Source organism: Burkholderia pulmonis (assembly GCF_984667975.1).
The window spans coordinates 1,859,401-1,884,797 of the sequence record NZ_OZ480187.1 but is presented as its reverse complement, the minus strand read 5'-3'; the positions used below and the strand labels follow the sequence as shown (position 1 = coordinate 1,884,797).

At 67.8% G+C, this 25,397-nt stretch carries 20 protein-coding genes; 11 read left to right on the top strand and 9 right to left on the bottom strand.

What is annotated here, in order from left to right; genetic code table 11:
• Positions 1-187: 187 nt before the first annotated feature.
• Positions 188-1,579 carry a sigma-54 dependent transcriptional regulator gene (locus AC5LXK_RS25195; protein ID WP_493391402.1) on the top strand — a complete coding sequence of 464 codons (1,392 nt, stop codon included), beginning with the start codon at positions 188-190 and terminating at the stop codon, positions 1,577-1,579.
• A gap of 44 nt (positions 1,580-1,623) precedes the next feature.
• Here AC5LXK_RS25195 and AC5LXK_RS25190 read toward each other — a convergent pair whose 3' ends face one another.
• From AC5LXK_RS25190 to AC5LXK_RS25165, 6 genes are all read right to left on the bottom strand, one after another.
• The gene (locus AC5LXK_RS25190) at positions 1,624-4,077 is read right to left on the bottom strand and encodes a glycoside hydrolase family 2 protein (RefSeq protein WP_493394052.1); all 2,454 of its coding nucleotides are present in this window, start codon (positions 4,075-4,077) and stop codon (positions 1,624-1,626) included.
• A 29-nt stretch (positions 4,078-4,106) separates the two neighbouring features.
• On the bottom strand, positions 4,107-5,162 hold the full coding sequence (locus AC5LXK_RS25185) for a DUF1839 family protein (RefSeq protein ID WP_493391401.1): 1,056 nt from the start codon (positions 5,160-5,162) through the stop codon (positions 4,107-4,109).
• Positions 5,159-6,133 carry an amino acid--[acyl-carrier-protein] ligase gene (locus tag AC5LXK_RS25180; RefSeq protein WP_493391400.1) on the bottom strand — a complete coding sequence of 325 codons (975 nt, stop codon included), beginning with the start codon at positions 6,131-6,133 and terminating at the stop codon, positions 5,159-5,161. The genes AC5LXK_RS25185 and AC5LXK_RS25180 overlap by 4 nt, the downstream gene beginning before the upstream one ends.
• A complete protein-coding gene (locus tag AC5LXK_RS25175; RefSeq protein ID WP_493391399.1) occupies positions 6,130-7,326 on the bottom strand; it encodes an acyl-CoA dehydrogenase family protein in 1,197 nt (398 codons plus the stop codon). The genes AC5LXK_RS25180 and AC5LXK_RS25175 overlap by 4 nt, the downstream gene beginning before the upstream one ends.
• A complete protein-coding gene (locus AC5LXK_RS25170; RefSeq protein WP_060105147.1) occupies positions 7,323-7,574 on the bottom strand; it encodes an acyl carrier protein in 252 nt (83 codons plus the stop codon). Before AC5LXK_RS25170 ends, AC5LXK_RS25175 begins: the two co-directional genes overlap by 4 nt.
• Before the next feature lie 180 nt (positions 7,575-7,754).
• The gene (locus AC5LXK_RS25165; RefSeq protein WP_493391398.1) at positions 7,755-8,537 is read right to left on the bottom strand and encodes a Crp/Fnr family transcriptional regulator; all 783 of its coding nucleotides are present in this window, start codon (positions 8,535-8,537) and stop codon (positions 7,755-7,757) included.
• Positions 8,538-9,458: 921 nt separating this feature from the next.
• Here AC5LXK_RS25165 and AC5LXK_RS25160 point away from each other — a divergent pair.
• The 5 genes from AC5LXK_RS25160 (at position 9,459) to polX (ending at position 15,596) form a co-directional block, all read left to right on the top strand.
• Complete coding sequence (locus AC5LXK_RS25160) at positions 9,459-10,241, top strand: Crp/Fnr family transcriptional regulator (RefSeq protein ID WP_493391397.1); 783 nt, start codon at positions 9,459-9,461, stop codon at positions 10,239-10,241.
• Between the two features lie 11 nt (positions 10,242-10,252).
• A complete protein-coding gene (locus AC5LXK_RS25155; protein ID WP_493391396.1) occupies positions 10,253-11,659 on the top strand; it encodes an undecaprenyl-phosphate glucose phosphotransferase in 1,407 nt (468 codons plus the stop codon).
• Between the two features lie 153 nt (positions 11,660-11,812).
• Positions 11,813-12,985 (top strand): glycosyltransferase family 4 protein, encoded by a 1,173-nt coding sequence (locus AC5LXK_RS25150; protein WP_493391395.1) that lies wholly within the window; start codon positions 11,813-11,815, stop codon positions 12,983-12,985.
• A gap of 302 nt (positions 12,986-13,287) precedes the next feature.
• On the top strand, positions 13,288-13,680 hold the full coding sequence (locus AC5LXK_RS25145; RefSeq protein ID WP_493391394.1) for a TraR/DksA family transcriptional regulator: 393 nt from the start codon (positions 13,288-13,290) through the stop codon (positions 13,678-13,680).
• Positions 13,681-13,829: 149 nt separating this feature from the next.
• Positions 13,830-15,596: a DNA polymerase/3'-5' exonuclease PolX gene (gene polX, locus AC5LXK_RS25140; RefSeq protein ID WP_493391393.1), complete on the top strand. Its 1,767-nt coding sequence runs from the start codon at positions 13,830-13,832 to the stop codon at positions 15,594-15,596.
• A 53-nt stretch (positions 15,597-15,649) separates the two neighbouring features.
• Here the strand turns inward: polX and ald are convergent, their stop codons facing one another.
• Positions 15,650-16,765 carry an alanine dehydrogenase gene (ald, locus tag AC5LXK_RS25135; RefSeq protein WP_493391392.1) on the bottom strand — a complete coding sequence of 372 codons (1,116 nt, stop codon included), beginning with the start codon at positions 16,763-16,765 and terminating at the stop codon, positions 15,650-15,652.
• Between the two features lie 294 nt (positions 16,766-17,059).
• On the opposite strand from ald, the gene AC5LXK_RS25130 reads away from it, so the two are divergent.
• Positions 17,060-17,476, top strand: coding sequence for a DUF3995 domain-containing protein (locus AC5LXK_RS25130; protein WP_493394051.1), 417 nt, complete (start codon positions 17,060-17,062; stop codon positions 17,474-17,476).
• 12 nt (positions 17,477-17,488) lie between these two features.
• On the opposite strand, the gene AC5LXK_RS25125 is transcribed toward AC5LXK_RS25130, so the two are convergent.
• Positions 17,489-18,073 (bottom strand): RNA 2'-phosphotransferase, encoded by a 585-nt coding sequence (locus AC5LXK_RS25125; RefSeq protein ID WP_493391391.1) that lies wholly within the window; start codon positions 18,071-18,073, stop codon positions 17,489-17,491.
• A 610-nt stretch (positions 18,074-18,683) separates the two neighbouring features.
• Here AC5LXK_RS25125 and AC5LXK_RS25120 point away from each other — a divergent pair.
• The 4 genes from AC5LXK_RS25120 to AC5LXK_RS25105 all read left to right on the top strand — a co-directional run bounded on the left by AC5LXK_RS25120 (position 18,684) and on the right by AC5LXK_RS25105 (position 24,544).
• A complete protein-coding gene (locus AC5LXK_RS25120) occupies positions 18,684-19,424 on the top strand; it encodes a gluconate 2-dehydrogenase subunit 3 family protein (protein ID WP_493391390.1) in 741 nt (246 codons plus the stop codon).
• Positions 19,424-21,202: a GMC family oxidoreductase gene (locus AC5LXK_RS25115; protein ID WP_493391389.1), complete on the top strand. Its 1,779-nt coding sequence runs from the start codon at positions 19,424-19,426 to the stop codon at positions 21,200-21,202. Before AC5LXK_RS25120 ends, AC5LXK_RS25115 begins: the two co-directional genes overlap by 1 nt.
• Positions 21,199-22,620 (top strand): c-type cytochrome, encoded by a 1,422-nt coding sequence (locus AC5LXK_RS25110; protein ID WP_493391388.1) that lies wholly within the window; start codon positions 21,199-21,201, stop codon positions 22,618-22,620. The genes AC5LXK_RS25115 and AC5LXK_RS25110 overlap by 4 nt, the downstream gene beginning before the upstream one ends.
• 208 nt (positions 22,621-22,828) lie before the next feature.
• On the top strand, positions 22,829-24,544 hold the full coding sequence (locus AC5LXK_RS25105) for a cation:proton antiporter domain-containing protein (RefSeq protein WP_493391387.1): 1,716 nt from the start codon (positions 22,829-22,831) through the stop codon (positions 24,542-24,544).
• A gap of 76 nt (positions 24,545-24,620) precedes the next feature.
• Here the strand turns inward: AC5LXK_RS25105 and AC5LXK_RS25100 are convergent, their stop codons facing one another.
• Positions 24,621-25,385 (bottom strand): SDR family oxidoreductase, encoded by a 765-nt coding sequence (locus AC5LXK_RS25100; protein ID WP_493391386.1) that lies wholly within the window; start codon positions 25,383-25,385, stop codon positions 24,621-24,623.
• Between the last annotated feature and the right edge of the window lie 12 nt (positions 25,386-25,397).

Sequence of the window (25,397 nt, the reverse complement as noted above, 5' to 3'; positions counted from 1 at the left end):
GCATTCCGTTCGAGTTCGATGACAACGAGGCCGGATGACATCCGGCTCGACCTCCGGGGGTTCTCGCCGTGTGCAGTTTCGATCTTCGCCAAGGCTGCGGAAACGCGGCACGGACAGGCGGCCATGCGCCGCCGGCCGCAGCGCACGCGAACGGTTCGCGGAGTGGAGAAAGAAGTGATGGTTCGTTATGAATATGCCAATAACGCGCGATAAGAGCGCCGGCGCGGGGAGCGGTAACGGGCCGCGTCCGCTGATCTACTGGACGCAATCGCCGTCCGTGATGCTGCGAAAGGAACTGTCGCGCCGCGACTGGAAAGTGTCGATCGTCGCGCAAGCGAGCGAGTTGCGCGACACGTCCGGTGAAATTACCTGCGGCATCCTCGATCTGAGCGGCGGCCATGCCGATGCGATCGGCAGCATCGCGTCGACCTGCGCGTCGATGCGCGACGTCGTCTGGGTCGCGCTCGTGGACGTCGGCCAGACCGCGTCGCCGAACGTGCGTGCGCTGTTGCGCGACTACTGCTTCGACTACGTCACGCTGCCGGCGTCGCACCAGCGGATCGCCGATACGGTCGGCCATGCGTACGGGATGGAGTGCCTGTTCGCGCGCGATCGCGAACAGCTCGAATCGGAGGAGAAAGGCATCGTCGGCACCTGCAGCGCGATGCTGCGGCTGTTCGATACGGTGCGGCGTTTCGCGCGCACCGACGCACCGGTATTCGTGTTCGGCGAAACGGGAACGGGCAAGGAACTGACGGCCGTCGCGATCCATCGTCATTCGGAGCGGCGCAACGGCCCGTTCGTGGCGGTCAACTGCGGCGCGATTCCGCCGCATCTGCTTCAATCCGAACTGTTCGGCTATGAGCGCGGCGCGTTTACCGGCGCGAACGCGCGCAAGATCGGCTATGTCGAGGCCGCGAACGGCGGCACGCTGCTGCTCGACGAGATCGGCGACCTGCCGCACGAGAGCCAGGCGAGCCTGCTGCGGTTTCTGCAGGAACGTGCGATTCATCGTCTCGGCGGCAGCGATCCGGTGCCGGTCGATGTCAGGATCGTGTCGGCGACGCACGTCGATCTGCGCGATGCGATGGAGGAAGGGCGCTTTCGCGCCGACCTGTTCCACCGCCTGTGCGTGATGCGGATCGACCAGCCGCCGCTGCGCGCGCGCGGCAAGGACATCGAACTGCTCGCGCACCACATGCTGGAGCGCTTCCGCGGCGACGCGCGCCATCGCGTGCGCGGGTTCTCGACGGATGCGATCACGGCGCTCTACAAGCACGACTGGCCGGGCAACGTCCGCGAACTGATCAATCGCGTGCGCCGCGCGGTCGTGATGACGGAGGGGCGGCTGATCACCGCGCAGGATCTCGAGCTCGAATACTGTCTCGACGCGGCGTCGCCGTCGGTGGCCGACATCCGCAAGTCGATCGAGCGGGAGGCGATCGAAACCGCGTTGCTGCGCACGCGTGGCCGCGTCGCGGCGTCGGCACGCGAACTCGGCGTGTCGCGTGCAACGCTGTATCGCTGGATGGAAGCGTACGGTATCGAGCGGCCGCGCGGTACGGGTTCGTCCGACTGATTTCCGGCGGCAGCATGACGCTCGCGGAGGCCGCGAGCGCCGCCTCATCCGGCCTGCGTGGCGCGCACCGCACGCACGGCGTTCACCGCACGGATCTCCACCATGGGCGGCACGGTGCCGTCGCCGGCCGGATGCTTCCCGCCGGTTTCCAGCGGCATGAGCGCGATACGCGCCGGGATGCCGGGCGCGAGATGGAACCAGTCGTCGCTCGGCATGAAACCCGGTGCGTCGATCTGCACGTGACGTGCGACGTGCCGCGTGTCGATGTCGACGTGCCAGGTATCGCCGGCGCGCGACACGCACGCCTCGATCCCGGGTTCGCGGCGTGCCAGCACGGCCGGATGCGTGCGGGACGGGAAATGGAATGCCTGCGACAGCAGCGTGCCGTCGTCGGCGCGCAGCGTCGCGACGACCGTATCGTGTTCGCAGGGCCCGAAACGGTACGCGTAGGTCCAGTCGAAGAATCGGCCGAGCAACTCGGCCGAACCAAGCCGTACCGTGTCGTGCGCGGCGATCCGCACCGGGCAGCCGGCCCGCGCGACCGGCGTGCGGCCGTCGCGCAGCGCGACCAGTTCGAGCGCCGCCGACAGCGGCGCCGGGCGCTCGTTGACCACATGCACGTCGAGCCCGTTCAGGCCTTCGTCGACGAGCAGTACCTGGATTGGCTGCAACACCTGGCGCAGCGCGTACCACGCCGATTTCGGCCGGTGCGCGGCGTCGATCACGCCCCATCCGGCGCCGGACATCACGTCCAGGAACTGCCATACGAGCGCACCGGCGCAACGCGAGCCGGCGCGTCGCCATTCGGAAAACGTCTCTCGCATCAGGTCGGCGATCACCGCGCGCGACAGCTCGATGTAGCGGGCCGGATCCTCGCGTCGCAGCCGGTCGGGCACGACTTCGTACAGCGTCTGCAGATAGTGATCGCGGATATCGTCGAAATCCCACGACGTGCCGGGGTCGCGCGGCACGGCTGCCTTCCAGCGCGGCTCGTGCACGCCGGGCCAGCCAAGTTCGGCAAGCGTCGCATCGCCCGGCACGTTCGCGAATGCGAGGCATTCGCTCGCGAAGCACACGTCCGCGCGGCGCGCGTCGTCGAGCGGGCGCAGGTAGGCGCCGACACCGTAGTAGTGCGACACGCGCTCGCGCGGCGTGAACGGCAGCACGCCGCCGTCGGGCGAATCGGGCACGTACGGGACATCGGGGCGGTACGCGGCGGCGTGGCCGGCCAGCCGGTCGGCGGTCAGTTCGACGAAGCGCTGCTTCGGGCCAAGCCCCGACATTGCCGCCTGTTGCGCGATCTCGCTGCCGCCGCACAGCACCGCAAGCGACGGCGACGCGCGATGACGCGCGAGGAACTGACTCGCTTCGCGATCGACGTTGTCCGCGAACGCAGGGTCGTCGAGCGGGTAATCGAAGTTCGCGAACATGAAGTCCTGCCAGACCAGCAGCCCGAGCCGGTCGCACCACGCGTGGAATGCGTCGGCTTCATAGGTCATCGTGCCGCCGACGCGGAGCATGTTGAAGCCGGCGTCGCGCGCGAGCCCGAGCAGGCGCCCGTAGGTCGCGTCGTCGGCGTGCAATGCAAGCGGAGAGGCGCTGCTCCAGCATGCGCCGCGCGCGAACACGGGCACGCCGTTGATGCGCAGCCCGAAGCGCTTGCCGTCGGCGCCGGTATCGACCTCGATCGTCCGGAAACCCGTCGAGCCGAGCGGCCGCCGCGTGTCGCCGAGATGCAGCGCAACCTCGTAGAGCGCCGGATCGCCGTGCGTGTGGGGCCACCAGCGACGCACGCTGGGTACCGCGACGCTTGCGCGCAGCCGGTCGGTGCCGACACGTTCGAGCGTCGCGTGATGTTCGCCGCACGACAGTCGCGCCGCGAGCGTGTCGGGCAGCGGCGCGGCGAACGTCAGTTCCGCGTCCAGCCAGCCCGTGTCGCCTTCGACCCGTGCCTGCAGGTTGCAATCGGCCAGGATGGGCCCGTCGGCCGGATCGTGCACGTCGACGGGGCGCCACGGGCCGGCCGGCACATACGGCGGGAACCAGCCGGGCATGTGTCCGAACAGCGACGTGCGGACCGTGCGCAGCGCGGCCGGCTCGGCGAGCCGCGTGCGCCAGCGCGCCCGGCGCGGCGCGCGCGTCTCGCGCAGATGGGGGGCGAGCGCGCGGAAACAGAGGGTCAGCCGGTGCGTGCCGTCGAGCATCACGGGCACGTCGTGCGCGACGAACATGCTGTCCGAGCGCAGGATCGGCGTGTCGTCGAGCCAGGCCTGCGTCAGTGTCGCGAGGCCGTGAAAGCGCAGGATGCGCGGCCCGTGGCCGCGCAACTCGATCCGGTACCAGTGGTCCCGTTCGTCGAGCGACGCCGCTTCGTCAGGCCGGCCGGCCAGCACGAGCGCCTGTGCGACCGTGCCGGGCACCGGCGCCGCGATCCAGCCGGCGTCGTCGGTGGGGAGGTCGTGCGGTTCCCGCACCGCGCCCGCGGCCGTCGCCAGCATCGACCACGCGGGCAGCGTGTGCGCGTGCGTCACCGCATGGCCGGCACGGGCGCCGCATCGTAATGGACGGGCGTCGCGTGCCGCAGCGGCGAGCCGATCTGTCGCGCGCAGGCGATGAGGTCGACATAGGCAGTCCCGATCGCTTCGAGCGTCGAGTCGCCGCGTTCTTCCTTGCCGCGCGCGCAGGCACGGGCGAGCCGGAATTCCAGCACCATTGCCTCGGATGCGATGCGGTCGCACGCGGCGCGGATCTCGGCGAACGGCCCGACGCAGCCGCTGGCCTGCAGCCAGCGCGCATAGTGGCCGAACAGTTCGAAGTTCGCGCCGAGCTGCCGCACCGAGTTGAACGAGTACGCATGGAAGTGCTCGAGCGGCGAGCCGGCGAGGGTCCGTGCGTCGGTCTGCAACTGCCGGCGGAACGCCGCGATCGGATCGACGACGGGCAGGCGCCGCAGATGGCGCTGCAGGGCGGCGAGCGACGCTTCGCAGAGCGCGCGCTCGTCGAGCGGTGCAAAGCGCCGCTTCGCGCATTCGACGTACGGCGGCAACGTCATCGGCGAACTGCCGCCGACGAGCCCGTTGTAGTCGAAATCCTCGGCGACGTAATAGCCGCTGTTGTGGAAATAGCCGATCTGGTGCTTCGCACGATCGATCGCGTCGATGCCGATCGTCGTCTTCGTGTGTTGCGTGCGGTAGCTGCTGCCGCGCGTGTCGGGCAGGAACCACGCGTCCACCTCGACGATCATCAGGTGACCGCGCGCGACCTGCGTCTCGATGTGCTGGTCGAGCGGTTCGTAGATCGAGTGTTCCTGCACGACGATCCCGTAGAGCCGCTCCAGCTCGTCGTGCGGAAACTTGAAGAACGTGAACTGGTCGCCCTCGAAGTCGAGCGCGATCGTAAACGGCAGTGCCGCATACGGGTTGAAGCCCCACCACCGGAGCACCTCGAGCCACATGTCGACGTAGCAGTTGGTCTGCTTCCAGACCATCTCCTGGCTATGCAGCGGGTGCGGCCGGTAGTGGCGCGCGCGGTGGCGCACATCGTCGAACGACGCGTCTTCGCCGTCGCGGGAAACGAATCTCATCGCGTGCCCCACAGCACGTCGCGCACTTCTTGCGGCCACGCGTCGAGATCGAAGCCGTGGTGACGGAACAGCGCGAGCGTGAGCCGTTCGAGGCCGAAGCCGACGCAGCCCGTGTGCGCGACGTCGCCCGTTTCGGTGCGAATGTCCCACAGCAGCCCGAAATGGTCCATGTGGTAGTTGAAGCTCAGGCACGCGGTCTGGCGACCGTCGTGCTCGATCGGGATCAGCAGTTCGAACTTCAGGTTCTGCTCGCGCTGGCTGTTCGCGACGATCTTGCCGCCGCGGCCGAAGAACGGATCGTTCGCGAGATCGATCGCGTTCGGCAGTTGCAGTGCGTCGATCATCCGCGTGCCGCGTTCGATCCACGTCTCGCGGAACGCGACGATCTGTTCGGGCGTGCCGATCCGCACGTACTCGCGCATCCGGAACAGCTGCATGCGGGTCGGGTCGAGCGACGGCTCGTGACGGAAGCAGTACGAGAACACGTCGACGATCCGGCCGTCGGCGGGCAGTGCGCCCGCGCGCGCGACGACCGGGTAGACGGGGTAGCACGCGGCCGGCGTCATCACGACGTAGGTCGGTTTCTGGCTTTCCGTCCAGTCGTCGCCGCGATCGAGGCACTGCAGCACGCGCTGGTGCTGGTGTTCGTCGCCGCAGAACGCATGCACGCTGCCCGCGAGCTGCGGGAAGCTCTTCATGTATTCGCTGCGCTCGAATTCGGGGCGGCTCATCGCGGGCGGGAACCGCAGCACTTCGGCCTGCTGGTCGGCGCCGAGGCGCGTGACGAATGCGTCGAGCGCCTCGACGACGCGCTCGAATCGTTCGCTGCGGCCGAACAGGCCCTGGATGCCGGTCGAGATCAGCAGGCCGGCGTCGATCAGTTCGTCGCGCAGCGGGTTGACGCCCGCGCGGTCGAGCGGTGCGTCGGCGGGAACGGAAGGGGCGGAGGGCACGGCGAGGCGATCGTTCACGTATGTTTCTCCAGCGTCGCGGGACGCAGCGCGAGCAGCAGGCTCGCAGTGTTGGCGGCAATGCGGTCGTTGCTGATCATCAGCGGCGCCGCGTGCAGGTCGCGAATGTGGCGGCCGATGCTGAACGGCGTGCCTTGCTTGTAGCCGGCCATCCCGCAGATCATCATCGCCTGGTGCGCGACTTCCAGCGCGGTCGACGACACGTAGGTCTTCAGCGTGTTGATCTCGGCGGCCCAGGCCATGCCGGCCGACCACGAGCGGGCGGACGCGTTCGCATGGAGGCGCAGCACGTTGTCGACGCGGGCCTGCATCGCCTGCATCAGCGCGAGCGATTCGGAGATGCGCCGTGCCGCGGGCGACGGCGCCCCGTCGGTCTGGCGCGCCTGCGCGCGGAAGAACTGGTGTGCGCGATGGAATGCGTCGCCGGCCACGCCGATCCAGACTGCGGCCCACAGGATGTGCGAGACCGGCACCATCGTTTCCTCGGCGATCTTCGCGAACGGTACCGGCAGGCATTGCACGGCGGCGCCCTGTGCGTCGAGCACGAAGCCGTTGCTGCACGTGCCGCGCATCCCGAGCGTGTCCCATTCGCCGCGGCGCGTGAGCGTATAGCCGTCGCGCAGCAGCGTGACGAGTACCTGCTCGGAAGCCGGGGCGTCCGGATCGCGTCGCGCGGTCGCGAGGATGCCGTCCGCGTAGTCGCCGTACGAGATCGTCGGCGCGGACTTGTGCAACCGGAACCCGCCGCCGTCGATTTCGAGCGCACACTGGCTCGCGCGCAGGTTGCCGCCGACGCCGTCCTCCGACGTGGCCGACGCGAGCAGCCACTGGTGGCGCACGAGCTGCTGCAGGAACAGCTTGTGCCAGCCCTGGTCGGCGGCGTGATCGACGATGCAGGCGACCTGGATCTGGTGCATCGCGAACACCATCGCCGACGATGCGCACGCCTGGCCGAGGATCGAGCAGGCCGACGCAATGTCTTCCAGCGATGCGCCCGCACCGCCGAGATGGGTCGGGACCATCGCGCCGAGCAGCCGGCGTGCGCGCATCGCCTCGATCGCCTCGACGGGGCAGCGCGCGTCGCGATCGACCGCATCCGCATGCTGGGCGGCGATCTGCGCGACGGCATGCGCGGCCTCGTCGAGCCGATGCGAGTCGCTGTCGGCCGCGAGTTCGGGAAGCAGCGCGCTCATGCGGAATGCTCGGCGCGTTGCAGCGTGGCGATGGTGTCCGCGAGTGCGTCGATGCTGCGGAACAGGTTGCGGTTCAGCATCTCGTCGGGAATCTCGATGTTGAACTGCTTCTCGATCGCGAGCATCAGCTGGATCGTGTCGAGCGAGGAGAGGCCCGCTTCGTAAAGGTCGTCCCCGTCACCGATCGAATCGATCGCGGCTTCGAGGTGGGCGACGTGCTTCAGGATGGTTCTGATTTCGTTTTTCACGTGCTGCTCCGGCGTGCGTGGTGTCGTCCGCTCGGGCAAACGCGCGATGTGCGCTGACGTCCCCCCGGCAGTCCGGCATCAGTAGACCATTGGCAGACACGGCGTTCTGTTCGCCACCCTACAATCAGCTGACCCGGAAGGAGAATGGCGCCGAAGCGCCGTCCCGTTCCGGCACGCCGGTCAGGCGCGCGACGCGGCCGGCACGCCCGAATCGGCCGACAGGATGCGCTTCATCTCGTCGCGCACGATCGCGCGGCAGCCGCACGACATCCTTTCGAGGCCGTCGAGATCCGCCAGCTCGATCGAGCTCCGGTATTGCCGGATCAGGCCGAGCTTCTGGATTTCGCCGGCGGCATCCGTCACCGTTTCCCGCCGCACGCCGAGCATCTGCGCCAGCATGCTGTGCGTCACCTGGATCTCGATGCTGCGCGTACGGTCGAACGCGAGCAGGAACCATCTGCATAACTGATGTTTGAGCACGTGATGGCGGCTGCAGAACGTGATCTGCGACACCTGCGCCATCAGCAGCCGCACGCAGACGAACACGAGATGCCGGATCACCGGCGACGCATCGAACGCGGCCGCGAATACGCGCCGGTCGAGCCGGTAGACGAAGCCGTCGCGGCACGCGACCGCACGGCAGGGCATCCGGCCGCTGCCGCCGATCACGTCGTCGCAGACCACGCTTTCGCTGCCGATCTCCGCGACTTCCAGCGTCATGCCGCCGGACGACACGTACTGCAGCGAAATCGCGGTCGTGACGGGCAGGTACACCGCGGCGAGCATTTCGCCGGGTTCGCAGAGCACTTGCCCCGATTTCAGGTGAACGAGCTGAAGGTGGGGCGTCATCGTGGCGAGCTCGTCGCGGTCGATGGCCGCGAGAAACCGGTTGGCTTCGAAGCTGTGGGAAAGCTCGATCATGCCGCTCGTGTAAGCGACGGCGTCGGGGGCCTGCTGAGTCACGGCTCATCCTCGTAGGGTGGCGGTCGCGCGTCGTCGCGGCGATATCCCGGAGCCGGGAATTTCGCACGATCGTGCGGACTTGTGTTCATCGAAAACAGAATGACGAAACTGGAAAAAGGCTAGCACGCAATTGAGTTCGAACAATTGCTCATTACGTCATTTCACAAAGTTTGACGATTTTGATTGGGCGCAAACGTTATGCGGATTTAATGATTCATTTTCCATGGAATTAATCATCTGGAAATGGAGCGTTGCGCCTGCCCGGCATTCGGCGTCAACCGGGAATGAATCGCGCAATGCGGCGCATCTTGCTTAGAACGTGTCCGTGGACATTGAACATTATTTGACAAATAAATGGGGTTCGTCATATTTCCTATTCTAATCATGGGCTTGTGGGCGATATGTGCGGCAGATGACAGAGCCCGGAATGAGGGTGTCGATTCAAGCGTGAGACAGTTTCAAACGAGCGTGTGAAGCGCGGCAGTGCTCCGAAATGCCGCTTCATACATCACGGAAACAATTGAAAATCGCCTGTAAGTAATTGACCGATAAGCGTTGCGGGTGCGAGAGGGTAGTCGCGCCGTGATGCACGGGAAATGGTCAGTCGAATCGCGTGCTGTGTCCGCTGCATGGAAGAGTGTCCGGAAATGAGACGCTTTTTCGGGCTTGAAGCCGGTTATTCGGGCGATCTAAATCGAACGTTATTCATATATTAAGGATGGGCGGGTATTGGCACGTAAATCGCTTATTCGGGCGGGCGTGCCGAAACGGGACGGTCGAATCGATCCGGCGATGACTAGCCGATGGTCAGTCGGATTCAGGGTTGTGGCCGCAACCGCTGTCAACGTCCGGGCACGCATCGAGATAACGAGTTCCGCGCATGAAGCTGCAGGCGGCGCGGACAATAAAAGGGATACAGACATGCTTCATCTTCACTCGAGCTACTCGGCGAACGCCATCCTTGCTGCCCTCCCGGAGGACAGCATCCGCACCATCGCACCGCATCTCGAACTGGTCAGGATCAAGGCCGGGATGCTCGACAGGGTCGGCGAACCGATGCGTCATCTGCATTTCCCGACGACGGCGATGATGTCGGTGCAGCACCTGATGGAGGACGGCGCGATGGTCGAGGTGGCGGTGGTCGGCCGCGAAGGCGTCGTCGGGCTGGGGACGCTGGTTGGCGGCGTCGCCGCGTCGAGCCGGGTCGAGGTGCGTATCGGCGGGATGGCCTATCGCGTGCCGAGTTGCGTGATGCGCGCCGAATTCGAACGGTCGCCGCAGACGTATCGGCTGCTGCTCAACTACTGCCAGGCAACGATGGCGCAGATTTCGCGCAGCGCGCTGTGCAACCGGCACCACTCGGTCAGCGAACAGTTGAGCCGCTGGCTGTTGCTCGCGCACGACCGCATCGACGGCGACGAGCTGGCCGTCACGCAGCAGACCATCGCGAACATGCTCGGCGTGCGCCGCGAGGGCGTGACGGAGGCGGCCGGGAACCTGCAGGAAGCCGGGCTGATCCGGCAACGCCGCGGTCGCATCACGGTGCTCGACCGCGACGGCCTCGAACATCACGCGTGCGAATGCTACGACCTGATTCGCGCCGACTATCGCCGGTTGCTCGGCACGCGCGGGAATGCGAGGCTGGCGCCGGTGCGCCCGCGCATGCAGGAGGAGCGTTGCGGATTCCCGGCACATGGTGCGTGACGATGCAGGCGATGTCCGGTGGAACGAATGCGATGCGGCGTGCCGCGATCGCAGCGGCCGACGTCGTGCTCGTGCTGGCCGGGGCGCTCGCCGCGCAGGTGGCGTCGGGCCTGGCGTGGCGCGAACTGTCCGATGCGCAGCGCGGCGCGATCGCGCTGCTGTGCGTGCTGACGGTGGCGCTGCTGCCGCGCTACCTGCGCACTGTGCGCGGCGGCTTGGCGGCGCAGGGCGGCGCGCATGTGCTGACGCAGACGGCGGTGGCGGTCGTTTGCGCGAGCGTGCTGACGGTGGCCGGCACGATGTGGATCATGAATCGCGGCGGCACGGTCACGACCCGCTGGATCGTGCACACCGTGCTGGCCGGCGACGCGGCGCTGCTGCTCGGCCGCGCGGCGTTGCTGGCGCTCGCGCTGACGCGTGACGACCCGCGCATGCGGCAGCGCCGCGTTGCCGTCGTCGGTGCAACGGCGTACGGGCGCGTCGCGATCGAGCGGATGCAGCGCGCGCCGAATGGCCCGTTCGTGGCCGCCTGCGTATTCGACGACGATGCGCAAGCCGCCGCGGGCGGTATCGGTGGCGTGCCGGTGATCGACGACTGGGACGCGTTGCGCGACCTGATTCGCGGCGGCGGGATCGACGAGGTGTGGCTCACGCTGCCGATGTCGCACGAGTGGCGGATCCAGCGCATCGTGCGCGAGCTGCGCGACGAGTTCGTCGAGCTGCGGCTGTTGCCCGACGTGCGGCAGATGGCGGTCGTCGATCGCTCCGCGACCGACGTGCTCGGCATGCCGGCGATCAATCTCGCGACCACGCCGCGCTCCGCGCCGGAGCTATGGGCGAAGTTTGCGTTCGACCGGCTGTTCGCGTTCGGCGTGCTGATTCCGTTGCTGCCGCTGCTGTCGATGCTGGCGATCGCGGTCAAGCTGTCGTCGCCGGGGCCGGTGCTGTTCAGGCAGCGCCGCAAGGGTGTCGATGGCCGCGAGTTCAACATCTTCAAGTTCAGGACGATGCGCGTGCATCGCGCACAGCCGGGCATCGTGCGGCAGGCCTCGCGCAACGATTCGCGCATCACGCGCGTCGGCGCATTCCTGCGGCGCACGTCGCTCGACGAGCTGCCGCAGTTCTTCAACGTGCTGTTCGGGCAGATGTCGGTGGTCGGCCCGCGTCCGCACGCGATCGAACACGACGACTTCTATCGGCAACTGATCGACTTCTACATGTACCGCTACCGCGTGCGTCCCGGCATCACCGGATGGGCACAGGTGAACGGCTATCGCGGCGAGACGCGCAAGGTCGAGGCGATGGAGGCGCGCGTGAAGTTCGATCTGTTCTACATGCAGAACTGGAGCTTCTGGTTCGACATGAAGATCATCCTGCTGACGGTCGTGCGCGGTTTCTTCGGCCGCAACGCCTTCTGAGGATGACGAAGCGTACGGAAAGCCGTGTGTTGTGCGGTCGAACGTACCGACCGGATCGACGGCGACGGACACACTGACGGCACAGCAGCACTTCGCGCAGCGGGGTGTCCGGCGGCGCTTCATCGCGCCGCAGCCATCGGAACAGTCACGATCATGTCAACGTCGATTCGGGAGCGAGGCGCACCGGTATTGCAGGACGCGCGCGCGGAACGGAGCGTCGGCCCGGCCGCTTGCACCGCGCGGTTGCCCAGCCTCGCAATCAACGGGAAATTCACGGCACAGCGCATGACCGGCGTTCAGCGCGCGGCATACGAACTGACCGCCGAACTCGCACGCATCGCGAGCGCTGGCGACGAACCGTCGCTCGTCGTGCCGTCCGATTACGATCCGGCGGCCATGCCGGCCGGCGCACGATCGCAGCCCGCCGGGCGCTGGCGCGGCGCGCTGTGGGAACAGTGGACGCTGCCACGTGCGACGCGCGGCCGAACCCTGCTGAGCTTGTGCAACATCGGCCCGCTGGCGAAGCGCGATCAGCTGCTGATGATTCACGATGCGGCGATTTTCGATCTGCCGGCCGGCTATTCGCTCGCGTTCCGTCTGTGGTACCGCTTGGCGTTCTCGATCCTGAAGCGGCGTGCGCGCCATATCGTGACGGTGTCGCATTTTTCGCGGGCACGGCTGGCCGCGCGGCTGGGGGTGCCGCCCGCACGCCTGTCCGTCGTGCCGGGCGCAGTGGATCATATCGACCGGATCGATGCCGATCCCGGTGTGCTGTCGCGCCTGAATCTCGAGACGGACGGCTACGTGCTGTTCGTCGGGTCGCTGGCGCCCGGCAAGAATCTCGTGCGTGCACTGGCCGCGATTGCATTGATGCGGGCCTCTCACCCGAAGGTGCGTTTCGTGATTGCGGGCGGTGCCAATGCGAAGATATTCGGTGTACGGGAGGCCGGTCTGAAAGAGGACGATCCGTGCGTCACATGGGCCGGCTACGTGACCGACGGCGAACTGAAAGCGCTGTACGAGCACGCGGGATGCTTCGTTTTTCCATCGTTGTACGAAGGATTCGGATTGCCGCCCCTCGAGGCGATGCGGTGCGGTTGCCCTGTCATCGTGTCGCACGAAGGTTCCCTTCCGGAAGTCTGCAGCGGAGCGGCGCTGTTCTGCGACGCCTATTCGCCGCCGGATATTGCCGCCGCAATCGCTCGTGTGATGGACGATCCCGAACTGCGTGCGCGACTGCGCACGATGGGCCGCGAGCATGCGCGGCATTACAGTTGGCAGCGCTCGGCGCGCGTGTTGCTCGACATCCTCCGTGCAGATGCCTGACGGGCGGTGACGCAGCCCGGTGCAACGGCTCGGGCGATGCCGGGGGAACGTCTGCGGCGGAGGAAACCGGCAACGCTGTGTTTTCGCGTCGGTCCCCGATTTCCGGATGTGCAACCGGCACGCTGATTCCGGTCAACACACGCGTGTTCAATGGGTTTATCCTGCGTCGAATGCGTCCGGCGTTTCATGTCTCCGGGCGTGCATCCGGGCGCGGTAGCGGCGGTGACGCCTGCCTGCCGCGCGCCGGCGCGACACCGCGCGCCGCACTTTTTCGCGCGGAACCCGGAACAGGAGAGACGGCCATGTCGCTCGACCCACAACAACGGCAGACGCTGAAACAGCGGCTGAACGAGAGCGAGCAGACGCTGCGTGCGGAGATCCGCGCGAGCGAAGACCAGCGCGCGTCGGAATCCTATGCGGACCTGGCCGGCGCGGCGCCGGACGAGGGCGACGAGGCGAACGCGGATCTGTTCGTCGACGTCGATCATGCATTGATCGGCATGAAGCTGACCGAACTGCGCGCGATCGGCCGTGCGCAGCAGCGGATGCGCGACGGCAGTTACGGCGAATGCATCGACTGCGACGGCTCGGTCGGCTACGAGCGTCTGCTGGCTCGACCGACTGCCGAGCGCTGCACGCATTGCCAGTCGATCTACGAACGGCACTACGCGACGACGCCGCGCGCTTCCCTCTGACGTCGCGGCGGCAACGTCGCTGCACGCGCCGCACAGCGGGCGTACGATGATGGACGGGCGCCCGGCAGCGTCGACATGCGATGCCGGGCGGGCAGACGCCGTCGCGCTCGCGCGCGGCGCCATCCACGTGGAAGGGAGCCACGCCGATCATGCCGATCCACAATGCCGAGTGCGCGGCCGTGTTCGCCGAGATCGCCGACATGCTCGAGATCCAGGGCGCCAATCCGTTTCGCGTGCGTGCGTACCGCAACGCCGCGCGCACGATCGCCGACTACGGCCGCGATATCCCGACGATGATCGCGAACGGCGACGATCTCGGGAAGATTCCGTCGATCGGGCCCGATCTCGCGTCGAAGCTGCGCGAGATCGCCGCGACCGGTACCTGCGAACTCCAGCAAACCTTGCGTCATGCGCTGCCGGGCGCGATCGTCGAGCTGCTCGACGTGCCGGGGCTCGGCGCGAAACGCGTGAAGGCGCTGCATGACGCGCTGCACGTCGATTCGCTCGAACAGCTGCGTGCCGAAGCGAAGAGCGGGCACGTGCGCGAGCTGCCGGGCTTCGGCGCGAAAACCGAAGCGCATCTGCTCGAAGCGATCGACGACCGCCTGCAACGCGAACCGCAGCGCTTCCTGCTGCCCGACGCCGCGCATGCGCTGATGCCGTTGCTCGAACGCCTGCGTGCGGTCGCCGGTGTCGGCAAGGTCGTGCCGGCCGGCAGTTTCCGCCGTCGGCGCGAGACGGTCGGCGATCTCGACATCCTCGTCACCGCGCGCGACCCCGTTGCGGTCGCCGAAGCGTTCGTCGGCTACGGCGACGTGGCGCGCGTGCTCGCGCACGGCAAGACGAAGTCGAGCGTCGTGCTCGCGAGCGGGTTGCAGGTCGACCTGCGCGTCGTCGACGCCGACGCGTTCGGCGCGGCGCTCGTCTACTTCACCGGCTCGAAGGCGCACAACATCGCGCTGCGCAGGATCGCACAGGCCGGCGGCCTGAAGATCAACGAATACGGCGTGTTTCGCGGTGACGAGCGGATTGCCGGCGACACGGAGGCATCGGTCTACGCCGCCATCGGGTTGCACGACGTGCCGCCCGAGCTGCGCGAGGATCGCGGCGAGATCGACGCATCGCGCGCCGACACGCTGCCGGCGCTGGTCGAGCGCAGGCATGTCCATGGCGACCTGCATGCGCATACCGACGCGTCGGCCGGCCGCGACAGCCTGCGCGCGATGGCCGATGCCGCCCGTGCGCGCGGGCTTGCTTACCTGGCCGTCACCGACCGCGCACCGCCTGCCGGACGCGGCCGCAACGACTTCGAATGGCTCGCACGGCAGCTCGACGAGATCGATCGCGTCAACGCGTCGTTCGACGATTTCGTGCTGCTCAAGGGCGTGGAGGCCGGCATTCGCGAGGACGGCAGCTTCGATGTGCCCGATGCGATGCTCGGCCGGCTCGATCTCGTGGTCGGCGCGGTACGCGACGGCTTCGACCTGTCGCGCGAGGCGCAGACCGATCGCATGCTGCGCGCGATGGATCATCCGCATTTCACCATTCTCGCGCACCCGACCGGCCGCGTGCTCGGCGAGCGCGACGCATGCGAGCTCGATGTGCCGCGCGTGATCGCGCAGGCTGCGGCGCGCGGCTGCTTCGTCGAGCTCGATGCGCAGCCGCGGCGGCTCGATCTGCCGGACATCTGGTGCCGCGAGGCCGCGAAGGCCGGCGTACCGGTCGCGATCGGCTCGGATGCGTGCAGCGCCGACGAACTCGACACGCTCGCGTACGGCGTCGATCAGGCGCGACGCGGCTGGCTCACGCGGCAGGATGTGCTGAACACGCGCACACTCGCGCAATTGCGGCCGTTGCTGGCCCGCACGATGGGCGCGGGCGGCGGGGCGAAGCGGAGCCGGTCGAAGGGCGCGTGAACGCGGGCTGCGGCACGGGCCGCACGCCGTGCGTTCGGGTCACGCCGGCACGGTCATGCCAGCACGCCGGCCGCCGGTACGTAGGGCAGGCCGAGCGCCAGGGCGACCGCATCGTACGTGATGTGTCCGTCGCAGACGTTCAGCCCGGCACGCAGATGTGGATCGTCGGTCATCGCCTGTTTCCAGCCCTTGTCGGCGAGCGCGAGCGCATGCCCGAGCGTCGCGTTGTTCAGCGCGAAGGTCGACGTGCGCGCGACCGCGCCCGGCATGTTCGCGACGCAGTAGTGCACGACGCCGTCGACGACGAAGGTCGGGTCAGCGTGCGTCGTCGCATGCGACGTCTCGAAGCATCCGCCCTGGTCGATCGCGACGTCGACGACGACCGCGCCCGTGCGCATCGTCGCGATCATGTCGCGCGTGACGAGCCGCGGCGCCGACGCGCCCGGCACGAGCACCGCGCCGATCACGACGTCGGCATCGCGCACGGCTTCGTCGACCGTATGCGCATTCGAACAGACGGTCGCGATCCGGTTGGCGAACACGAGGTCGAGCTGGCGCAACCGGTTCACGTTATTGTCGAGCACGGTGACGCGCGCGCCGAGGCCCACCGCCATCTGCAGCGCGCCGGTGCCGACGACACCCGCACCGAGCACGACGACATGCGCGGCCGGGACGCCGGGCACGCCGCCCATCAGCAGGCCGCGGCCGCCGCGGGGGCTTTCGAGGTGGGTCGCCGCGACCTGGATCGACATGCGTCCCGCAACCTCGCTCATCGGCGCGAGCAACGGCAGGCCGCCGCCGGGGCCCGTCACGGTTTCGTACGCGATGCAGACCGCGCCGGATTTCACGAGCGCGGCGGCCTGGTCGGGATCGGGCGCGAGATGCAGGTACGTGTAGAGGATCTGGCCGCGCCGCAGCATCGCGCATTCGGCCGGCTGCGGCTCCTTGACTTTGATGATCATGTCGGCGCGCGCAAAGATTTCGTCGGCGCTGTCGCCGAGCGACGCGCCCGCGGCCGTGTAGTCGTCGTCGAGCAGGCCGATCGCCTTGCCCGCGCCGCGCTGCACGAGCACGCGATGGCCGTGCCGCGTGAGTTCGCGCGCGCCGGCCGGCGTGAGGCCGACGCGGTATTCGTGGTTCTTGATCTCTTTCGGCACACCGATCTGCATGAGTCGTCTCCATGGCCTTCGTTATCGTTGTCGTGCGTGAAGCCGGTTGCGCAGCGGCATGCCGACCACCGTACTGGAATAACAGGGTAGTAGCGTGCGGAGGGAAGTCAAGCGACCGGCCCGCGCAACGATGCGTGCGCACTGCATCGCACCATGCGCTGCCACGGGTTGCGACCGGAGGTCGCAATGCACGCGTTGCCGGGTTTCGGTATCGTCATGCGTGTCGCGGCCGGGGCCGCGCGCCGGAACCGTTCCGGCAGAACGACACACAACGAGACGAGGACATTGACCGACATGACCGGTGCGTATTTCAGCGTGCCGACGCTTTGCGCGATCGCGCTCGTGCACGTCTACTGGGCGTTCGGCGGGCGGCTGGGCAAGCGTGCGGCCATTCCGGAGCAGGACGGCGTACCGCTGTTGCGGCCGACAGCCGTCGGCACGCTTGCCGTCGCGGCGGCGCTGCTGGGCGGCGCGTGCGTGGTCGCCGCGCGGGCCGGCTGGCTGGGGCGCAACGCGTATCCCGGCACGATCGCGTTCGCGGTCGTTGCGCTCGCATTGATCTTCGCGGTGCGGGCCGTCGGCGATTTCCGTTACGTCGGCTTCTTCAAGCGGATTCGCGGGTCGCGTTTCGCGCGGATGGACACGCTGTATTACTCGCCACTGTGCGCGGCGCTGGCGATGTCGATCGCGTCGATGTTCTGGCCGTGGTGAACGGCGTGCGGTTCAGTCCGTACGCGTAGCGATCGGCGCAAGGTATTCGGCCGGTACCGCGACGGTCAGCCAGACGCCGTTTTCGGCGACGAAGAACGTGTGGCCCTGCCGGTGCATGCGCTGCGCATCGACCTCGAGCATCACCGGCACGCCGTAGCGCGAGCCGACGGCCAGTGCAGTCCGGATGTCCGTCGACAGATGGACGTGATGACGGGTGCCGGGTTTCAGTCCTTGCGCACGAATCGAATCCAGGAAGCGGGTCGCCGTGCCGTGATAGAGGCGCTCGGGCGGCTGCGCGGCTGGATACCGGCGCTGCACGACCGGCGTCGAATGGCCCTGTACTGCGCGGATGCGCTGGCCGTCATCTGAAAGCGCGAAGCGTTGCTTGTCGCTGGTTGCACAGACGCTTTCGATCGTCGCGCGATCGAGCCGGTGCCCGTGACGGGCGGCGCCGGCAATCAGTTGGCCGATATCGGCCCAGCCTTCCGCGTCGAGTTGCAGGTCGATGGCCTGCGGTTCGTGGCGCAGCAGATAGCTCAGATATTTGCTGATGCTGGTCGCATCGGGCGTCGGTGTTTTGTTTTTCGGGTTATTCATGAGGCGCCGAGCTTACCAGAGCGCCGCCCAAACCGACGCCATCGCGTTGCTCCGCGTGGCCGGAACGAGACGGCCCCCGCACATCTGCTGCGGAACAATCGCCCGCTCGCCCCCTTCATGGGGCGGCAATTACACGATCCTTGCGCGCTCCGGCTTCCGGATTTTTCAATTGTTGCGAATTTCGATGCATTGAATTGCATTGAACCCTCTCGTAATGGAACCGGTTCCATTTATAATTCACCGCACTCGTCGCCGGACCCGAAAGAGGGTCGTGCACGTTGCGCTTGCCGTCGGCAAACGCGGCGTCTAAGTTGAATGAGGGTCATGGGCGATGACGGGCAGATGCCGGCCGATGCCGGTATTTGTCAGATGATAAGGCTCACGAAGAGGCCGATCCGCGCAGCGCCGCCGGAACCGGCGCGATGCGCGGCTGCATGAGGGCGCCGTCGCAGGCCGTTGCAGATTGCACGGCGGGCGCCCGCATCGAGGTTGCGCGCAACACACGAAAGAACAGGACGGCCGGCCGCGTGCGGCATGGCTGCCGTGCCGGACGTGCCGCATGCGGAGTGCGCGCGTCCGGGCCCCGATCCCCAACGATCAACATCCGACCATGTCCACGCCACCTGACAAACCCAACTCGCGTCGCCGTTTTCTGCGCACGTCGGTCGCGCTCGTGCCGATCGCGTCGGTCGCCGGTTGCGACCTGCGCTCGTCGTCGCAAACCGCGACGACCGCCGGCAACGCGCCCGCCGCATCGGCCAGTGCCGAACGCGCCCCGTACAAGCCGACCTTTTTCGATGCGAAGGAGTGGGCGTTCGTCCAGGCGGCCGTCGACCGGCTCATTCCGGCCGACGCCGAAGGCCCCGGCGCGCTCGAATCGGGCGTGCCCGAATTCATCGACCGCCAGATGGAGACGCCGTATGCGCACGGCGCGACGTGGTACATGCAGGGGCCGTTCCAGCAGGGCGTGCCCGAGCTCGGCTACCAGCTGAAGCTGCTGCCGCGCGACATCTACCGGCTCGGCATCGCGGCCGTCAACCGCTATTGCGAGAAGGCGCACGGCAAGGCGTTCGCGGATCTCGACGCGCCGACGCGCGACACCGTGCTCGGCGCGCTGGAGAAGGGCGGCGCGCAGATCGACGACGTGCCGCCCGGCGTGTTCTTCGGCCAGTTGCTGCAGAACACGCGTGAAGGCTACTTCTGCGACCCGGTGCATGGCGGCAATCACGACATGGCCGCGTGGAAGATGATCGGCTTTCCGGGTGCGCGCGCGGACTTCATGGATTTCGTCAACCAGAGCGGCAAGCCCTATCCGTACGGCCCCGTCTCGATCAACGGGGAGCGCAGCTGATGGCCACGGAAAAGAAGCCGCACGTCGATGCGGTGATCGTCGGCTTCGGCTGGACCGGCGCGATTCTCGCAAAGGAACTGACCGAAGCGGGCCTGAAGGTGGTCGCGCTCGAGCGCGGCGAATATCGCGACACCTATCCGGACGGCGCGTACCCGAACACGATCGACGAGCTGACCTACAACATCCGCAAGAAGCTGTTCCTCGACCTGTCGAAGACGACCGTGTCGATCCGCCACGGCCTGCAGGACACCGCGCTGCCGTACCGGCAGCTCGCCGCGTTCCTGCCGGGCGAAGGCGTCGGCGGCGCGGGGCTGCACTGGTCGGGCGTGCACTTCCGGATCACGCCGGAAGAGCTGCGCCTGCGCAGCCACTATGAAGAGCGCTACGGCAAGAAGTTCATCCCCGAAGGGATGACGATCCAGGACACGGGCGTGACCTACGACGAGCTCGAGCCGTATTTCGATTTCGCTGAGAAGGTGTTCGGCACGTCGGGTCAGGCGTACAAGGTCGGCGGCAAGGTGGTCGGCGACGGCAACGTGTTCGAAGCGAACCGCAGCGACAACTTCCCGCTGCCGGCGCAGCTCAATACGTATTCGGCGCAGCGCTTCTTCGATGCGGCCCAGTCGCTCGGCCTGCATCCGTACCGGCTGCCGTCGGCGAACACGTCGGGCCCGTACACGAACCCGTACGGCGTGCAGATGGGCCCGTGCAACTTCTGCGGCTACTGCAGCGGCTATGCGTGCTACATGTACTCGAAGGCGTCGCCGAACCTGAACATCCTGCCCGCGCTGAAGCAGGCGCCGAACTTCGAGCTGCGCTCGAAGTGCCACGTGCTGCGCGTCGACCTCGACGACACGAAGAAGCGCGCGACGGGCGTGACCTACGTCGATCCGGCCGGGCGCGAAGTGCAGCAGCCGGCCGATCTCGTGATCGTGGCCGCGTTCCAGTACCACAACGTGCACCTGTTGCTGCTGTCGGGCATCGGCAAGCCGTACGACCCGGTCTCGGGCGAAGGCGTCGTCGGCCGCAATTTCGCGTACCAGAACCTGTCGACGATCAAGGCGTTCTTCGACAAGGACACCTACACGAACCCGTTCATCGGCGCGGGCGGCAACGGCGTCGCGGTGGACGACTTCAACGCGGACAACTTCGACCATGGCCCGCTCGGCTTCGTCGGCGGTTCGCCGCTGTGGGTGAACCAGGCCGGCGTGAAGCCGATCAGCGGCATCGCGACACCGGCCGGCACACCGCAGTGGGGCTCGGCGTGGAAGAAGGCCGTCAAGGACAACTACGCGCACACGATCTCGATGGACGCGCACGGCTCGAACATGTCGTACCGCGACGTCTATCTCGACCTCGATCCGACCTATCGCGATTCGTACGGCCAGCCGCTGTTGCGGATGACCTTCGACTGGAAGGACAACGACATCAAGATGGCGCAGTACGTGACCGGGCAGATGAAGAAGATCGCGGAAGCGATGGGGCCGAAGACGATCGGCGTGTCGACGCGCGAATTCGGCAAGCACTTCGATTCGCGCGCGTATCAGACGACCCACCTCGTCGGCGGCGCGATCATGGGCACCGACCCGAAGACGAGCGTGCTGAACCGCTATCTGCAGTGCTGGGACGTGCACAACGTGTTCGTGATGGGCGCCTCCGCGCTGCCGCAGGGCATCGGCTACAACCCGACCGGGATCATCGCGGCGCTGGCCTACTGGTCGGCACGTGCGATCCGCGAGCAATACCTGAAGAATCCTGCCCCGCTGGTGACCGTATGAAGAGGCCGATGAACACCCTCGCCACGCGCCGCATGTCCCCGTTGCGGCGCGCACTGGCGGCCGGCGCAACCTGGGCTGCGTTCGGCTTTGCGGGTACGACCGCGTTTGCACAACCGGCAGCACCCGCGGCGGCTTCCGGCCCGGCGGCTGCGCCGGCGGCCCAGTCCGCCGACGCGAACCTGATCAAGCGCGGCGAATACCTCGCGCGCGCCGGCGACTGCATCGCGTGCCACACCGCGAGCGGCGGCAAGCCGTTCGCGGGCGGGCTGAAGTTCGACACGCCGATCGGCGGCATCTACTCGACGAACATCACGCCGGACCCGAAGACGGGCCTCGGCGGCTGGACCTACGAGGACTTCACGCGCGCGGTGCGCGAAGGCGTGCGCAAGAACGGCGACACCATGTACCCGGCGATGCCGTTCCCGTCGTATGCGCGGCTGACCGACGACGACATGAAGGCGCTGTACGCGTACTTCATGCACGGCGTCGCGCCCGTCGAGCACGAGAACCGCGCGGTCGACATCGTATGGCCGCTGTCGATGCGCTGGCCGCTCGGCATCTGGCGCAAGATGTTCGCGCCTTCGCCGAAGGCGTTCGACGCGGCGCCGTACACCGATCCGGTGGTCGCGCGCGGCGCGTATCTCGTGCAGGGTCTCGGCCACTGCGGCGCGTGCCACACGCCGCGTGCACCGACGATGCAGGAGCGCGGGCTGACCGACGCGGACGGCCCGGACTTCCTGGCCGGCGGCGCGGCGATCGACGGCTGGGTGCCGACGAGCCTGCGCGGCGAGCCGCGCACGGGCCTCGGGACGTGGAACGAAACCGAGATCGTGCAGTTCCTGAAGACGGGCCGCACGCTGCGCACGGCCGCATTCGGCGGGATGACCGACGTGGTCGGCCACAGCATGCAGCACATGACCGACGACGACCTGAACGCGATCGCGCGCTACCTGAAGACGCTGCCGCCGCGCGTGCAGGGCGAGCAGCCGCACGTGTACGACGCGGCTGCCGCGAAGGCGCTGCAGGCCGGCGACGCGAGCAAGCCGGGCGCGGCCGTCTATCGCGACAACTGCACGGCCTGCCACCGCAGCGACGGCCACGGCTACACGCGCGTGTTCCCGGCGCTCGCCGGCAACCCGGTCGTGCAGGGCGACGATCCGACCTCGCTGATCCATGTCGTGCTGGAAGGCAGCGCGCTGCAGGGCACGCGCACCGCGCCGTCGACCTTCACGATGCCGCCGTTCGGCTGGCGCCTGTCGGACCAGGAAGTCGCGGACGTGTCGAACTTCGTGCGCACGAGCTGGGGCAATACGGGCGCGCCGGTGACGGCCGCGCAGGTCGCGAAGGTGCGCAAGAGCGTGCCGTCGACGCGGCCCGAACCGCCGCCGGGCGCGCGGTTCCCGCAAGCGTCGCGCTGACGCGGACGGCGGGGCGACAGCCCCGCCTGTCCGACCCGTTTCAGCGCGCCGGCAGGGCCGCAGGGCACCTGCCGCTTCGCCGGGGTTGCACCCTGCAAAGGCGCGCCGCCACGTGAAATTTTCGCGGCTGCGCGCCATTCTTCCGCCTCATCCCTTATCCTTTCACTCTTGAACCTTACTAAATAGTTACAAGAACTTGGGAGGGGGGATGCCTCATGACGTCAGCCTGATTGCGTTGCTCGCGGCCGGTTTCGGTCTCGCGATGGTCTTTGGTTACTTCGCGTCGCTGCTGAAAATGCCGCCGCTCGTCGGCTATCTGCTCGCCGGGATCGTGATCGGCCCCGGCACGCCGGGTTTCGTCGGCGACCTGTCGCTTGCACAGCAGCTCGCGGAAGTGGGCGTGATGCTGCTGATGTTCGGCGTCGGCCTGCATTTCTCGCTCGGCGATCTGCTCGCGGTGCGCAAGATCGCGCTGCCGGGCGCGATCGTCCAGATCACGGTGGCGACGCTGCTCGGCGGCGGGCTCGCGCTCACGTGGGGCTGGAGCATCGGTGCGGCGCTCGTGTTCGGGCTCGCGCTGTCGGTCGCGAGTACCGTCGTGCTGCTGCGTGCGCTCGAAGGGCGCGGGCTCGTCGAGACGGTCAACGGGCGCATCGCGGTCGGCTGGCTGGTCGTCGAGGATCTCGTGATGGTGCTCGTGCTGGTGCTGCTGCCGCCCGTCGCGGGGCTGCTCGGCGGCACGCCGCCCGGCGACGCGCATGCGGCCGGCGGCAGCGTGTGGGGCACGCTGGGTGTCACGATGCTGAAGGTCGCGGCGTTCATCGCGCTGATGCTCGTGGTCGGCAAGCGCGTGTTTCCGCGCATCCTGTGGCTCGTCGCGCGCACGGGCTCGCGCGAGCTGTTCACGCTGTGCATGATCGCGGCCGCGGTCGGCATCGCGTTCGGCGCGGCGAAGCTGTTCGACGTGTCGTTCGCGCTCGGCGCGTTCTTTGCCGGGATGATGATGCGCGAGTCGGAATTCAGCCGGCGCGCGGCCGACGAGACGCTGCCGCTGCGCGACGCGTTCTCGGTGCTGTTCTTCATTTCGGTCGGCATGCTGTTCGACCCGAAGATCCTGCTCGCGGAGCCGCTGCACGTGATCGAGGTCGCGGCGATCGTGGTGATCGGCAAGACGCTCGCGGCGGTCGCGCTCGTGATCGCGTTCCGCTATCCGCTGAACACCGCGCTGACGGTCGGCGCGGGCCTCGCGCAGATCGGCGAATTCTCGTTCATCCTCGCGGGGCTCGGCCGTGCGCTCGGGCTGCTGTCGGCCGAGGGGCAGAGCCTGATTCTGGCGGTCGCGCTGATCTCGATCGCGATGAACACGCTGCTGTTCGCGATGATCGACCCGGCGCTCGCATGGATCCGCAAGCATTCGGCGTTCGCGCGCAGGCTCGAGGCGCGCGACGATCCGCTCGCCGCGCTGCCGATGTCGACGCCGCAGACACATCTGACCGGGCAGGTCGTGATCGTCGGCTACGGCAAGGTCGGCACGCGGATCGCGCATGCGCTGGACGAGCGCGGGATCGCGTATGTCGTCGTCGAGCAGAACCGTGAGCTCGTCGAGAAGCTGCGCGCGGACGGCGTTGCCGCCGTGTCGGGCGACGCGATCGAGCCGATCGTGCTCGTGCAGGCGCATATCGCGCGGGCCGGGATGCTGGTCGTCACGCTGCCGGACGTGTTCGACGTGCGGCAGATCGTCGAGATCTCGCGCACGCTCAACCCGACGCTCGAGGTCGTGCTGTGCACGAACAGCGGCGACGAGGCCGCGCTGCTGTCGAACGAAGGGATCGGCACCGTGTTCATGGGCGAGACCGAACTCGCGCGCGGGATGACCGAGCACGTGCTCGGCCGGATGGCGAAGCCGGTCGCGGCCGCGCATTGACGGTGCGCGGCATCGCGCACCGGGCAGGGCGCGGCGGCCCGGGCGGCCGCCGGCCCTGCGTGTTTCAGCTTCAGTCTCAGTAGAACGTCTCGAGCGTCAGTTCCTGCGCCATCACGCGATTGCCGGCCAGCAGGCCGCCGTCGACCGGCAGTGCGACGCCGGTGATGATCCGCGCGGCCGGCGAGCACAGGAACAACGCCGCCTGCGCGACATCGTCGGGCGTCGCGAAATCGTCGAGCGGATACCACTTCCTCAATTGCTCGAACACCTGCGGGTTGCGCTGCACGCGCGCTTCCCACGCGGGCGTCTTCAACGTGCCCGGCAGCACGATGTTTGCGCGCACGCCGTCGCGGCCGTATTCGATCGCGAGCGATTTCGTGTAGCTGATCAGCCCGGCCTTGGCCGCGCTGTAGGCCGGATGCCCGAGCGCGTGCACACCGTTTACCGAACCGATGATCGCGATCGCGCCTTGCCGGCTCGCACGCATGCCCGGCAGCACGGCTTCGACGCTCACGTAGGTGGCCGTCAGGTTCGCATCGAGATCGGTGCGCCAGCTGGCGGGCGTCGTGTCGCGCAGCGTGGTCGATGCGGCCGTGCCCGCATTCGCGACGAGCACGTCGGCCGGCGGATGCGATTCGAGTGTCGAGCGCAGCCGTTCGGCATCGGTCAGGTCGTCGACGACCGGTGTCGCACGTGCATCGCCGAGCGTATCGATGAAGCGGTCGAGCGCCGCGCGGTCGCGATCGAGCGCGAGCACGTGGTCGCCGGCAGCAAGGAAGGTGCGGCACAGCGCCTGGCCGATACCGCCGGCGGCGCCCGTCACGAGGGTGGTGCGTGTCATGTCGGCTCCTTG

What these genes read in the sequence shown, in the direction of transcription:
- AC5LXK_RS25195 (WP_493391402.1), top strand. Translation starts at nt 188, where the DNA reads ATGAATATGCCAATAACGCGCGATAAGAGCGCCGGCGCGGGGAGCGGT.
- AC5LXK_RS25100 (WP_493391386.1), bottom strand. Translation starts at nt 25,385, where the DNA reads ATGACACGCACCACCCTCGTGACGGGCGCCGCCGGCGGTATCGGCCAG.
- AC5LXK_RS25160 (WP_493391397.1), top strand. Translation starts at nt 9,459, where the DNA reads ATGCTTCATCTTCACTCGAGCTACTCGGCGAACGCCATCCTTGCTGCC.
- AC5LXK_RS25105 (WP_493391387.1), top strand. Translation starts at nt 22,829, where the DNA reads ATGCCTCATGACGTCAGCCTGATTGCGTTGCTCGCGGCCGGTTTCGGT.
- AC5LXK_RS25145 (WP_493391394.1), top strand. Translation starts at nt 13,288, where the DNA reads ATGTCGCTCGACCCACAACAACGGCAGACGCTGAAACAGCGGCTGAAC.
- AC5LXK_RS25175 (WP_493391399.1), bottom strand. Translation starts at nt 7,326, where the DNA reads ATGAGCGCGCTGCTTCCCGAACTCGCGGCCGACAGCGACTCGCATCGG.
- AC5LXK_RS25150 (WP_493391395.1), top strand. Translation starts at nt 11,813, where the DNA reads ATGTCAACGTCGATTCGGGAGCGAGGCGCACCGGTATTGCAGGACGCG.
- AC5LXK_RS25185 (WP_493391401.1), bottom strand. Translation starts at nt 5,162, where the DNA reads ATGAGATTCGTTTCCCGCGACGGCGAAGACGCGTCGTTCGACGATGTG.
- AC5LXK_RS25190 (WP_493394052.1), bottom strand. Translation starts at nt 4,077, where the DNA reads ATGCTGGCGACGGCCGCGGGCGCGGTGCGGGAACCGCACGACCTCCCC.
- AC5LXK_RS25155 (WP_493391396.1), top strand. Translation starts at nt 10,253, where the DNA reads ATGTCCGGTGGAACGAATGCGATGCGGCGTGCCGCGATCGCAGCGGCC.
- AC5LXK_RS25115 (WP_493391389.1), top strand. Translation starts at nt 19,424, where the DNA reads ATGGCCACGGAAAAGAAGCCGCACGTCGATGCGGTGATCGTCGGCTTC.
- AC5LXK_RS25110 (WP_493391388.1), top strand. Translation starts at nt 21,199, where the DNA reads ATGAAGAGGCCGATGAACACCCTCGCCACGCGCCGCATGTCCCCGTTG.
- ald (WP_493391392.1), bottom strand. Translation starts at nt 16,765, where the DNA reads ATGCAGATCGGTGTGCCGAAAGAGATCAAGAACCACGAATACCGCGTC.
- AC5LXK_RS25130 (WP_493394051.1), top strand. Translation starts at nt 17,060, where the DNA reads ATGACCGGTGCGTATTTCAGCGTGCCGACGCTTTGCGCGATCGCGCTC.
- AC5LXK_RS25120 (WP_493391390.1), top strand. Translation starts at nt 18,684, where the DNA reads ATGTCCACGCCACCTGACAAACCCAACTCGCGTCGCCGTTTTCTGCGC.
- polX (WP_493391393.1), top strand. Translation starts at nt 13,830, where the DNA reads ATGCCGATCCACAATGCCGAGTGCGCGGCCGTGTTCGCCGAGATCGCC.
- AC5LXK_RS25125 (WP_493391391.1), bottom strand. Translation starts at nt 18,073, where the DNA reads ATGAATAACCCGAAAAACAAAACACCGACGCCCGATGCGACCAGCATC.